The organism is Tardiphaga sp. 839_C3_N1_4 (assembly GCF_051811045.1).
Lineage (GTDB): Bacteria > Pseudomonadota > Alphaproteobacteria > Rhizobiales > Xanthobacteraceae > Tardiphaga.
The window spans coordinates 790829-803708 of the sequence record NZ_JBPWQD010000001.1 but is presented as its reverse complement, the minus strand read 5'-3'; the positions used below and the strand labels follow the sequence as shown (position 1 = coordinate 803708).

General features: G+C 62.6%; 7 protein-coding genes. 2 read left to right on the top strand and 5 right to left on the bottom strand.

All coding sequences use genetic code 11. The features are described 5' to 3' along the window. Positions 1 to 54 precede the first annotated feature (54 nt). Both AB8A38_RS04145 and AB8A38_RS04140 read right to left on the bottom strand, forming a co-directional pair. Positions 55 to 2547: a penicillin-binding protein 1A gene (locus AB8A38_RS04145; RefSeq protein WP_315842343.1), complete on the bottom strand. Its 2493-nt coding sequence runs from the start codon at positions 2545 to 2547 to the stop codon at positions 55 to 57. A 246-nt stretch (positions 2548 to 2793) separates the two neighbouring features. Next, on the bottom strand, positions 2794 to 4092 hold the full coding sequence (locus tag AB8A38_RS04140) for an N-acetylmuramoyl-L-alanine amidase (RefSeq protein ID WP_439085075.1): 1299 nt from the start codon (positions 4090 to 4092) through the stop codon (positions 2794 to 2796). 698 nt (positions 4093 to 4790) lie between these two features. Here AB8A38_RS04140 and AB8A38_RS04135 point away from each other — a divergent pair. Then, positions 4791 to 7958 carry an Rne/Rng family ribonuclease gene (locus tag AB8A38_RS04135; protein ID WP_439085074.1) on the top strand — a complete coding sequence of 1056 codons (3168 nt, stop codon included), beginning with the start codon at positions 4791 to 4793 and terminating at the stop codon, positions 7956 to 7958. Between the two features lie 77 nt (positions 7959 to 8035). Here AB8A38_RS04135 and AB8A38_RS04130 read toward each other — a convergent pair whose 3' ends face one another. The 3 genes from AB8A38_RS04130 to AB8A38_RS04120 form a co-directional block, all read right to left on the bottom strand. Continuing rightward, positions 8036 to 9358 (bottom strand): dicarboxylate/amino acid:cation symporter, encoded by a 1323-nt coding sequence (locus AB8A38_RS04130; RefSeq protein ID WP_439085073.1) that lies wholly within the window; start codon positions 9356 to 9358, stop codon positions 8036 to 8038. A 118-nt stretch (positions 9359 to 9476) separates the two neighbouring features. Continuing rightward, positions 9477 to 10085, bottom strand: a complete 609-nt coding sequence (locus AB8A38_RS04125; RefSeq protein WP_439085072.1) for a biotin transporter BioY — start codon at positions 10083 to 10085, stop codon at positions 9477 to 9479. Between the two features lie 17 nt (positions 10086 to 10102). Then, positions 10103 to 11305 (bottom strand): pyridoxal phosphate-dependent aminotransferase, encoded by a 1203-nt coding sequence (locus AB8A38_RS04120; protein ID WP_439085071.1) that lies wholly within the window; start codon positions 11303 to 11305, stop codon positions 10103 to 10105. Between the two features lie 111 nt (positions 11306 to 11416). Between AB8A38_RS04120 and AB8A38_RS04115 the strand changes: the two genes are divergently transcribed. Beyond that, complete coding sequence (locus AB8A38_RS04115; RefSeq protein WP_439085070.1) at positions 11417 to 12832, top strand: M48 family metalloprotease; 1416 nt, start codon at positions 11417 to 11419, stop codon at positions 12830 to 12832. The last annotated feature ends 48 nt before the right edge of the window (positions 12833 to 12880 follow it).

The following is a 12880-nucleotide window of genomic DNA, read 5'->3' as shown; positions in this document are numbered from 1 at the left end:
CGGCGTGCGCGGCAAAGCGCAATCCGCAAGGATCTGCTGTAGGTCAGATGAACCTCAATACAGGCCGCCCGTTCCCGGTCGCATGAAACTGCGGTCGGTTTCCGGCGACACCGAGAGCGAACGACCATCCGCATCGGCGACACCGATCACAGAGTAGTTGTCCGGCGGCGCGGTGCCCGGCTTGAAGGCCTCGAGGATGGTGCGGCCGCCATCGCCCGGTCCGGCGCGCATGCCCGACTTGGCGTCGACGCGGATCAGCTTGATGCCGGCAGGCACGCGGAACGGTACGGCCGGCTTGTCGGCGAGCGCAAGCTTCATGAAGTCCTTCGCAATCGGCGCAGCCAGCGCACCGCCGGTGGCCTTGTTGCCGAGGTTCCGGGGCTTGTCGTAACCGACATAGATACCAACGACGACGTCAGGCGAGAAACCGATGAACCAGGCATCCTTCTCATCATTGGTCGTGCCGGTCTTGCCAGCGATCGGCTTGCCGACTTCGCGGAGCACGGTCGCGGTGCCGCCCTGCACGACGCCTTCCATCATCGAGGTGATCTGGTAGGCGGTCATGGCGTCGAGCACCTGCTCGCGGCGATCGACGAGCTGCGGCTCGGCCTGGTTCTTCCAACCCTCCGGCGCGTCGCAGCCGCGGCATTCGCGCTGGTCATGCTTGAAGATCGTATGCCCGTAACGGTCCTGAATACGGTCGATCAACGTCGACTTCACGCGGCGGCCGCCATTGGCGAACATCGAATAAGCCGTCACCATCCGCATGACGGTCGTTTCACCGGCGCCGAGCGCATAGGAGAGATAATTCGGCAATTCATCATAGACGCCGAATCGCTTAGCATATTCGCCGATCAGCGGCATGCCGACGTCCTGCGCCAGTCGCACCGTCACGGTGTTCAGCGAGCGCATCAATGCATTACGCAGCGTCACCGGGCCGTAATACTTACCGGTCGAATAGTTTTCCGGACGCCACACCCCGGCGCCCTGCCCCTGATCGATCTCGATCGGCGCGTCGACCACGACGGTGGACGGCGTGTAGCCATTGTCCATCGCTGCCGAATAGACCAGCGGCTTGAAGGATGAGCCGGGCTGACGATAGGCCTGCGTGGCGCGGTTGAACTGGCTCTGGTCGAACGAGAAGCCGCCGACCATGGCGAGTACACGTCCGGTCAAAGGATCCATCGCAACCATGGCACCGGACACTTCCGGATACTGCCGCAGCCGGAACTGGCCTTCGACGACCGAGCCGTCCTTGTTTGTGAGCGGATCGACATAGATCACGTCGCCCGCGGCCAAAACCTGCGACACGGCCGTCGGTGTTTTGCCCTTTGTCGGGCCGGCGGCGGGTTTGGCCCAGCGTACGCCGTCCAGCGTGAGGATGCCGGTCTGGCGATCCTTGAGCACGGCACCGCCGAGTTCACGGCCCGGCTGGAAGCCGATCCGCGCCGACTGATCGCTGACATCCAGCACGACGGCGAGCTTCCACGGCGCGATGTCGGACAGTGCCTTCACTTCGGCAAGTTTCACGCCCCAGTCACCGGAGATATCGATCTTGTTGGTTGCACCGCGCCAGCCACGAATCTCGTCGAAATTGATTAGACCATTGGTCATGGTCTTGCGGGCCATCACCTGCAGCTTGGGATCCAGTGTGGTGCGGACCGACAGGCCGCCCTCATAGAGCTTCTTTTCGCCGTAGCGTTCCAGGATGTCGCGGCGCACTTCCTCGGCAAAATACTCGCCAGCAAAAATGTGACCCGAACTGTTGCGGCCGGTGACGCTCAGCGTCTCCTTGCGCGCCTTGTCGGCATCGGCCTGCTTGATCCAGCCGTTCTCCAGCAGACGATCAACCACATAGTTGCGGCGTTCGATAGCACGGTCGCGGTTCTTGATCGGATGCAGCGACGACGGCGCCTTCGGCAAAGCTGCGAGATACGCCGCTTCCGACACGGTCAGTTCGTTCACCGACTTGTCGAAATAGACCAGCGACGCAGCGGCGATGCCATAGGCACCGAGGCCGAGATAGATTTCGTTGAGATACAATTCGAGGATCTTGTCCTTCGAATAGGTGCGCTCGATGCGCATCGCCAGCAAGGCTTCCTTGATCTTGCGGGTGAAGGAGACCTCGTTGGTCAGAAGGAAGTTCTTCGCAACCTGCTGCGTGATCGTCGATGCGCCCTGCGGCCGGCGGTTGGAGCCGAGGTTCTGCGCATACAGCACCATCGCACGCGCCATGCCCGAATAATCGAGGCCGCCATGCTCGTAGAAATTCTTGTCTTCGGCCGCGAGGAACGCGTTGATCACCAGCTTCGGCACGGCCTGAATCGGCAGATAGAGCCGGCGCTCCTTGGAGTATTCACCGAGCAACGCGCCGTCCGCCGCGTGGACGCGTGTCATGACCGGCGGCTCATAATCCTGAAGCTGCGAATAGTCCGGTAAGTCCTTGGAATAATGCCAGATCAGCCCGGCTGCGGCGGCGACGCCCACCAGGAACACCACGGTTCCTGCAGCGAACAAGAAACCCAGAAACCGCACCAGCAGACGCATTATCGACGATCCGTTTCAATCGCTGTGCCGCAATATAGCATACGGCGGCCCCCATGGGCGCGAAGTCAGCAACAAGTCCCGCGGCAAAAATCAGCAAGGAGACAACCCGAAATGGCCGTCAGTCTTGACCGATTCTGACAGCCACACGGAAATTTTTATAGAGCTCCGGCTGTGGCCAAACTAGGGCTTTCATACTGAAGGCCGGGGCTTTCGTACTGAAAGATTTGTCATTTTCAGTTCCGGTCGTCAGTTTCCCGGACCGGCAGAGACCATCCGCTTGGAGAAGAAGCCGTCGATCGCCTTGGCGACCGCCCCGACAGTCTTAGAGCGCCAGTTCTCGGACATCAGCTGCTGGAGATCGTCCTTGTTGGACACGTAACCCAGTTCGATCAGCACCGAGGGGACGTCCGGGGCCTTGAGCACGCGGAAACCTGCCGACTTGAGGGGATGCTTGTGCATCCGCGCCGTGGTCTTCATCTCGCCCACCACAAGCCGGGCAAAGCGGTTTGAGAAGGTCCGGGTTTCGCGCTGCGCCAAGTCGATCAGGATGTCGGCAACGTCGGTTGGCTCTTCCGTCAGATTGACGCCGGCAATGGCGTCCGCCTTGTTTTCCGAGTCTGCCAGCCGCTCCGCCTCCGCATCGGAGGCCTTGTCGGACAGCGTGTAGACGGTGGCGCCCTGCGCATCCCCCTCGCCGCGCGGCAATGCGTCAGCATGGATGGAGACGAACAAAGCGGCCGACTGGTTGCGCGCCACCTTCACCCGTTCATCCAAGGGAATGAACGTATCGTCGGCGCGGGTCATCACGATGCGGTATTTGCCGAGCTTCTCCAGACGGTCACGCAGGGCCAAACCGAAACCCAGCACGATCCCCTTCTCGCTCTCGCCGCCGGCCTGGGTGCCGTTGTCGATGCCGCCATGACCGGGATCGATCACGATGACTGGACGGGCGTCCGGCGCGGCATCGGGCACGGCGCTGGCGACCATCTTAGTGGCAGCCGGAGATGCCACAGCAGTCGTTCCGACGGCCGGTCGCAGATCCGGACGATTCTCAACCGCCAGCGCCTGTACGAATGTCGTGCGATCGACCGATTCGAGTTCGATCACCATCCGCGCCGGCTGCCCGTTGGCGGGATCGAGCGCGTAGGAATTCTTGATCTTGGCTGGTCCGGTCAGGTCAAACACCATGCGCGACCCGCCCGGCATTACCAAACCGTAGCGAAACGCCTTGATCAGGCCGCGGGAGACCGTCCCGGCGCCGGGATCGAGATGGAAATTGACCTGGGGAAGATCGATGACCACCCGATATGGGTCAGCCAGCGCAAAGGCACGCAGCGGGATCTTCCTGTCGAGATCAAGGATGAAACGGGTCTGTTTCTCGTCGCCAGCGATCCGCACGTCGGAGGCGATCGGGAACACACCCTCGACTTCCGCGCGTGGCGTCTCGCCAGCGGCCTGGGCGGAGTTCGGGCACCAAAACAGCCCAAAACCGGCACTGAAGAGCACCGTGGCCAGCCCGACGATGTGGTTTGTGCGGCTCGTCAACGAATCCACTGCCTCCGAAGCAGCCCCTCATTAACCCAATAGGATTGCAGGGTTAACCGGAGCTTAAGTCGCCGTATCGAATAAGCCTGAGTGTTGCAGCCTTGTGACGCTTCCCTTGCATGCGCCCCCCATTCCTCGTATGTACGAAGAGCTGACGGTTTAACTCCCGGTTGTGTCGCGTTCAGCCTCCCGGTGCAGCGCTCGTTCCCCCGACTATCACTCGGTGGATCCAGCGTTTTCCGGCCTCCTCTCTACAACCAGCGCAGCGCGCGGTTGCCCAGAGAGGCGGTCCTAGCCCAGGCGGTGTCCGGTCCCAGGTCCTTTCTCGCTCCCGGGGCGGCTTTAGACACTTCATGACCGATTATTCCGGCCTTACGGGCGGAGTATGCGACAGCCGGTGACCGCGTTCTGCGGCGCGCCGGACGTCAGCAAAAGGCGGCGCCTTTGCCGCCAAGATGTTCAGACGGGCCGACGCTTGATGCGCCAGACTGTGATGCCGACCGAGACCCAGGTGGGAACTATGCCGATGCGAGGCCCAAGCCTCGCGCGTCGCCCCGCACTGACCTCGCGATCGGCACGGCGTTCAGGGCTGTGTTTCGGCCTTCCCCTCACCCCCGAATCAGGTGGACCGTTGCGTCACCCGGCTGCGCGACACGCGCTTGCCGCCACGCATGCCGTCCGCCTCCATGAGCTTCCAAATGCCAAACAAAATGTTGATCGATGCGACCCACCCGGAAGAGACCCGGGTCGTCGTGGTTCGCGGCAATCGCGTCGAAGAGTTTGATTTCGAGACTGCGCAGCGCAAGCAGCTCCGCGGCAATATCTATCTCGCCAAGGTCACGCGCGTCGAACCGTCGCTGCAGGCCGCCTTCATCGAATACGGTGGCAACCGCCACGGCTTTCTAGCTTTCAGCGAAATCCATCCGGACTATTACCAGATCCCGGTCGCCGACCGTCAGGCGCTGATCGAGGCGGATGAACGGGCCCATCGCGAAGCTGAAGAAGAGACCGAAAACCGCTCCAACCGTAAGCGCTCGCGTCATCGCAACTCCCGTCGCCGCGACCGTGGCGAGCGGGTGCGGAGCGATGTCGTCGATACGACAGCGGTCGATCCGTCGCAGGCCGAACAGCCGCGCGATCCGGCCTTCGAGGTCCACAGCCATACCCATGATGACGGGCACCACGCTGCCGATCACGACCATCATGACCATGACGGTCACGAGCACACCCACGCGCATGAGCACGCCGAAGGCGATCATGCGCACGACCATGATCACCACGATCACGCCGCCGCACCGATCGCGTCCGAGAGCGTCGCTGCCGAAGCTGCGGCTCCCGAGGTCGTCGTGTCCGAGGTCGTTGCATCCGAGCCTGTGACCGAACAGCCTGTTTCGGCAGGCTTCTCGCCTGCCCCGGTTGAAGTCGTTGCGGAGACGCCGGCGCCAGTTGCCGCCGAAGCGCATGATGATCACGCGCATGACGAACAGATTCAGGCCGCTCACGCCGAAGAGAACGCGGCGCATGCCGAGGACGTTCACCACGAAGAGCGTGCCGAGGGTGAGCACACCGCTGCCGCTGACAGCGACGAACACGACGACGAGGAAGACGAAGAAGACGGCGAGGAAGAAGCCGAAGAGGATCAGGTCGAATCCGTCGGCGGTGACGACGTTCTCGAGGAAGTCCCCGAGCGCGCCTTCCGTCCGCGTCGCCAGTACAAGATCCAGGAAGTCATCAAGCGTCGCCAGGTCATGCTGGTGCAGGTCGTCAAGGAAGAGCGCGGCAACAAGGGCGCCGCGCTAACCACCTACCTGTCGCTCGCCGGCCGTTACGCCGTGCTGATGCCGAACACCGCACGCGGTGGCGGCATCTCGCGCAAGATCACCTCGGCACAGGATCGTTCGCGTCTCAAGGAAGTGGTGTCGGACCTCGACGTGCCGGAAGGCATGGGGATCATCCTGCGCACCGCCGGTGCCTCGCGCACCAAGCCGGAAATCAAGCGCGATTTCGAATACCTGATCCGGATGTGGGAAACCGTCCGCGACATGACGCTGAAGTCGCAGGCCCCGACCCTCGTCTACGAGGAAGGCTCGCTGATCAAGCGTTCGCTGCGCGACCTCTACAACAAGGAAATCGACGAAATCCAGGTTGCGGGCGAAGCCGGCTATCAGGAAGCGCGCGACTTCATGCACATGCTGATGCCGAGCAATGTGCGCGCGGTGAAGCAGTATCGCGACGGCCAGCCGCTGTTCTCGCGCATGGGCGTCGAGAGCCAGTTGGACGCGATGTTCTCGCCGACCGTGCAGCTCCGCTCAGGTGGCTACATCGTCATCAACCAGACCGAAGCGCTGGTCTCGATCGACGTGAACTCGGGTCGTTCGACCCGCGAGCACCACATCGAAGACACCGCGCTGAAGACCAATCTCGAAGCCGCCGAGGAAGTCGCGCGTCAGCTCCGCCTGCGCGATCTCGCCGGCCTGATCGTGATCGACTTCATCGACATGGACGAGAAGCGCAACAACCGCGCTGTCGAACGCAAGATGAGCGACTGCCTGCGGCAGGATCGCGCGCGCATCCAGGTCGGCCGCATCTCGCATTTCGGCCTGCTGGAAATGTCGCGCCAGCGCATTCGCGCCAGCGTGCTGGAGAGCTCCACCGATATCTGCCCGCATTGCGGCGGCAGCGGTCATGTCCGCTCGGTCTCGTCAGTAGCCCTGCAGTTGCTGCGCGGCCTCGAAGAGACCCTGATGAAGGGCGCCACGCATAACCTGATTGTGCGCACCCGCACCGATGTCGCACTCTATGTGCTGAACCACAAACGTGGCCATCTGCGCGATCTCGAAAACAGCTTCAAGGTGACGCTCGCCGTCATCGCCGATCCGAATGTCAGCGGTCAGCAGTCCTTCGTGATCGACCGCGGCGAACAGGTGCATACGCTTGAAGCCGCCAAGGCGCTGCTCGCGGCGCAGGTTGCGGCCTTCCCGCCGCCGCTGGAAGAAGAACCCTTCGACGACGAAGACCTGTTCGAGACGGAAGCCGAGATCGAGACCGAGGAGACCGAAGGTCTCACCGACGACGAGACCTCGGGTGAAAGCGCCGCTGGCGATGCAGACGGTGATGGGCGCAAGCGCAAGCGTCGTCGGCGCCGTCGTGGTCGCTCGGGCGAAGCCCGCGAGGGCGGCGCCCCCGGTCGCGAGGGCGGCGAGTTCCAGAACGCCGCTGAAGGCGCGGTTGAAGGTAACGTCGAAACCGTTGGCGACGACAGCGACAGCGAAGGCGAAGACGACGAGACCGACGATCAGCCCCGTGAAGCCCGTACCGACCAGCCGGCCGATGGCGAGCGACGTCCGCGTCGCCGCGGTCGTCGTGGCGGTCGTCGTCGGCGTGGTGGTAACGACGAAGGTCTGGCCGGATCGATTTCCGATGAACTCGGACCGACGCAGAGCTCGGAAGCCAGCGATGCTGTGGCCGATCTCGAAGGTCAGGACACGCGCCAGCACGCAGCTCCGGACGCCGTGACGTCCTATGCCGCACCACAGCCAGAGGCCGAACAGAGCCGTCACGACGCCGTGCCGATGTTCGCTCCGGCAGCGCCTGAGCCGGCGCCGGCTGCCCCTGCTCCTGTCGCAGCACCTTCCCCCGTGCAGGAAGCTGCGGCACCGCAGGAAGATGACAAGGCTGCAGCACGCCGTCGCTCGACGGTGCGCGAGAAGGTCAACTTCGGTTCGACGTCTCCGGAGCCGCAGCCCGCTGCAGCGCCTGTGGCCACTACACCGGAGCCGACACCTGCTCCTGTGGCCGCAGCGCCAGCAGCCGAAGCCCAGCCGCGCAAAGCTGGCTGGTGGTCACGCGTCCTCGGCAGCGACTAAGCGCCTTCCAACGCAACAACGAAAAAGCCGCCCGGCAAAACCGGGCGGCTTTTTTTAGTGCTGCGATCTACTGCGAATCAGTCCACATCCGACGGATCGATGGTCTTGTTGAGATTGGCGTGCATCGTGTCGTGATCAAGCTCGCCTTCCCACCACGACACGAACACCGTAGCAATGCCGTTGCCCGTGATGTTGGTAAGCGCGCGCACCTCGCTCATGAATTTGTCGATCGAGAACACGATCGCCATGCCGGGCACCAGACGCGGATCGACCACCGACAGCGTGGCTGCCAGCGTGATGAAGCCGGCACCGGTGACGCCCGAAGCGCCTTTGGAGGTCAGCATCGCCACGATCAGGATAGTCACCTGCTGGCCGAACGACAGATCCACACCAAGCGCCTGGGCGATGAACAAGGTCGCCAGGGTCATGTAGATGTTGGTGCCGTCGAGGTTGAACGAATAGCCGGTCGGCACCACGAGGCCGACGACCGACTTCGAACAGCCCAGACGCTGCAGCTTCTCCATCAGCTGCGGCAACGCGCTTTCCGACGAAGAAGTACCGAGCACGATCAAAAGCTCATCCTTGATGTAGACGATGAACTTGAAGATGTTGAAGCCGACGATGCGGGCAATGATGCCGAGCACGACCACCACGAACAGTGCTGCAGTCGCGTAGAACAGCACGATCAGGCTCAGCAGGTTGGTGAGCGCTGCCGGGCCGAACTTGCCAATGGTGTAGGCCATCGCGCCGAATGCTCCGAGGGGGGCCGCCTTCATGACAATGGCGATCACGCCGAACACGGCATGCGACGTCTCATCAATCATGTCGCGCAACCTGTGGCCACGCTCGCCCAGCGCCATCAGCGCGAAACCGAACAGGATCGCAAACAACAGCACCTGCAGGATGTCGCCCTTGGCAAAAGCGCCGACGACGCTGTCGGGGATGATGTTGAGCACGAAATCGACCGACTTCGTCGCTTCGGCCTGCTTGACGTAGTTGGCGACTGCGCCCGCGCTGCCTTCAGTCTTGGTCACCAAGCCATGGCCGACCTGGAACAGGTTGCCCATCACAAGACCAAGGATCAGCGCGAAGGTCGAGACGATCTCGAAATAGACCAGCGCCTTGATGCCGACGCGGCCGACCTTCTTGGCGTCCTGAATATGGGCAATGCCAGACACCACGGTGCAGAAGATGATCGGCGCGATCACCATCTTGATCAGCTTGATGAAGCCATCGCCGAGCGCCTTGATCCATTCATTGGTGGCGAACTGAGGCTCCAGCCACCCGACCAGCACACCGATCACGATAGCGATCAGCACCTGAATATAGAGAACCTTGTACCAGGGCTTTTTGACCGGAGCGGCCGCTCCCGGACCCGCCGTTGCCGTTACCGCAGACATTCCGCTTCAACTCCCTGAGCATTTTTACTGCCGCGGTCATTAGTCACATGGGCGGCCTCTTGCAAGCCGCCACGCGGAATTACTTGGGCGATTAACGAACAAATATCGCGCCGAGCGTTCAGCGATACCGGCGATCAACCATTCCGCGCAGGACGGGTACCAGGATCGCGCCCAATGTGTTCTTCACTAATGCCCCCGCCAGGAACGGCATCACGCCGACCAACCAGGCTTTCTCGGCACCGAGCTTCATACCGTAAGCCAGCCACGCAAAGCCCATGGCCATGATCACGATGTGGCCGATGGCCATGGCAACGAACAGGCGGACCATCGAGCGATCCCATCCGCGTTCGCTGAACCAGCCCGTGATGAACGCAGCAACGACGAAGCCGGACAGGAAGCCGGCCGTCGCCCCTGCGAGCGGCTTGAGGCCACCAACGGGCCCAGCGAACACCGGCAATCCCAATGCACCGACGGCGAGATAGGCGATGATCGTCAACGTGCCGAGGCGCCAGCCATAGACGGCGCCGATCATCAAAACAACCAGCGTCTGCAGGGTCATCGGCACATATGGCAATGGCAGATTGATCTTCGCCGAAACCGCCAACAACGCGACGCCAAACGCTGCCAGCACCACGGCACGGCGCGCAGCGGCAAGGCCCTCACCGCGGCTTGGCCACCACACACTGGCGATCGAGACGTGGGGCAGATTCGAGACGGATGAATCCATCGACAAGACAGGCTCTCTCACTTCGGGCCGCCCTGCCCGAGCCATTTGCTGATCCGCGCGACCGCCTCATGCATGTCTTCGGTCGAGCTCGCATAGGAGAAGCGAATATAGGATTTGCCGTGGATCGGATCGAAGTCGCTGCCGGGTGTTGCGGCGACGTGCGCCTGTTCCAGCAGCTGCTTGGCAAAATCGAAGCTGTCCGACGTGAATTTCGACACGTCTGCATAGAGATAGAAGGCGCCATCGGCCGGCAGGAAGTCCGTGAGACCGGCTTGCGGCAATCCTGCGGTCAGGATGCGGCGGTTCTCCTGATACCCATGCTTGATGTCTTCCATCTGTACATGACCGTCGAACGCAGCTTCTGCCGCAATCTGCGACAGCGTCGGCACCGAGATCGACAGGTTCTGCTGGAGCCGTTCCATGGACCGCACCAGTGGTTTCGGCACGACCATCCAGCCGACGCGCCAGCCGGTCATGCAAAAGTATTTCGAGAACGAATTGATGACCAGCGCGTTCGGCGATAGCTCGGCCGCGGTCACTGCCGGGAATGCGTAATCGAGGCCATGATAGATTTCGTCGGAGATGAAGCGGATGCCCGCATCATCGGCCGCGTGGATCAGGCTGGTGAGCGCTTCGCGCGACATCATGGTGCCTGTAGGATTGGCCGGGCTCGCGACCAGCACGCCCTTCAGCGGTTTTTCGCGATGCGCGGCGAGCAGATCCTCGGCGGTCAAGGCATGGCGCTTGTCGGCATGGGTTTCGATCAGCACCGGCTCGCAGCCTAGCGCAGTCAGAATATGCCGATACGGCGGATAGCCGGGCACGGTGACGGCGACGCGGTCGCCGGGCTCGAACAGGGCCAGGAAGGACAGGATGAACGCGCCGGAGGAGCCGGTGGTCACCACGATCTGCTCCGGATCGACCGTGCAGCCATAGACGTCGCGATAATGCCTGGAGATCCGCGCGCGCAGCGACGGGGTGCCGAGCGCGGCGGTATATTCAATCCGCCCGTGCGCCAGTGCGGCCTGCGCGGCATCAATGGCCACCTGTGGCGCGGGCGCTGCCGGCTGCCCGACTTCCATGTGAATCACGTGCCCGCCAGCGGCCTCGATCCGCGCCGCGGCGGCCATCACATCCATCACCATGAACGAGGGAACGTTGCTGCGGGCGGAGGCTGCAAGAAGGCTGTGTGCCCGGGCTTTGAGGATCGTATCTGGCATAAAAATCTGCTATCTGCGCGGCGTTATGCACGTTACGGCATGGGAACAACGCCGCGCTCCCGCCGCAATATTTGACTTATTAGGGCTTATATCGAATCCGAACCTCGGCCAATGATGAAAGACCTGCAGCTGCAGCCTAGAAGGGCTGCATATCGATTGTTCTCGAAGCTGACCACGCTGCTGACCGCGGCGGCATTGACGCTGACGCCAATGGCGGCCCATGCGCAGCAAGGCGGTGCCCCGCGCCTGCTGCGCGACGCCGAGATCGAACAGCTGCTGCGTGACTATACGCGCCCGATCCTGCGTGCCGCGGGCCTCGAAAAGCAAAACATCCAGGTCGTCATCATCAACAATGCCAGCTTCAATGCCTTTGTGGCTGACGGTCGCCGCATCTTCGTCAATCACGGCGCGCTGATGCAGTCACAGACGCCGAACCAGCTGATCGGCGTGCTCGCCCACGAGACCGGCCATCTCGCCGGCGGCCATCTGTCAAAGCTGCGCGAGCGCATGGCGCAGGCACAAACCCAGATGATCGTGGCGATGCTGCTCGGCGTCGGCGCCATGGCGGCCGGAGCGCGCGGCGGCAACTCCAATGGTGCTGCCGGCAATATTGGTGCTGCAGCGGTCGCCGCGCCGCAAGCGATGATGATGAATACGATGCTGTCCTATCAGCGGCAGCAGGAAGAAAATGCCGACCGCGCCGGTGTCAAATTCCTGAACCAGACCGGCCAGTCGTCCAAAGGCATGTACGAGACGTTCCAGCGCTTCGGCACCGACAGCCTGTTCGCAGCGCGCGGAAGCGACCCGTATATGATGTCGCATCCGATGCCCCAAGAGCGCGTTGCCGCCCTTGAGGAGCTTGCGAAGTCGAGTCCCTATTGGGACAAGAAGGACGATCCCACCCTGATGTTGCGCCACGAGCTGATGCGCGCCAAGACCGCCGGCTTCATGGAGCAGCGAGACACGGTGCTGCGGCGCTATCCGCCATCCGACACCAGTCTGCCCGCGCAATATGCCCGCGCCATCGCCACCTATCGCCATGGCGATCTGCGCGTAGCCGTCGAGCAGATCGATGCGCTGATCAAGGCGCAGCCGAACAATCCGTATTTCTACGAGCTGCGGGGCCAGGCACTGCTGGAAGGCGGCAAGCCCAATGAGGCCATCGCGCCGCTGCGCCGCGCGGTGCAGCTCTCCAACAACGCGCCACTGATCGAGATGATGCTCGGCCAGGCGCTCGTCGCCTCCGACAACAAGGCCTATACCGACGAAGCTATCCGCATCCTGCGCACTGCTGTGGCGCGCGAGAGCGAAGCACCCGCCGGTTATATGCAGCTCGCCATGGCCTATGGCCGCAAGGGCGAACTCGCAGAGGCCGACCTGGCCTCGGCCCAGGCCGCCTTCCTGCGCGGCGACAACAAGACCGCCCGTGACCTTGCGTCGCGCGCCAAGGCGCGGTTTGCCGTGGGTACGCCCGGCTGGGTGAAGGCCGATGACATCATCGCTGCAAAAATGCCGGGCAAGAACTAGCGCGCCTCCCTCTGCAATGTTCTGCAACAAATGGCGGCTGATCCGTAA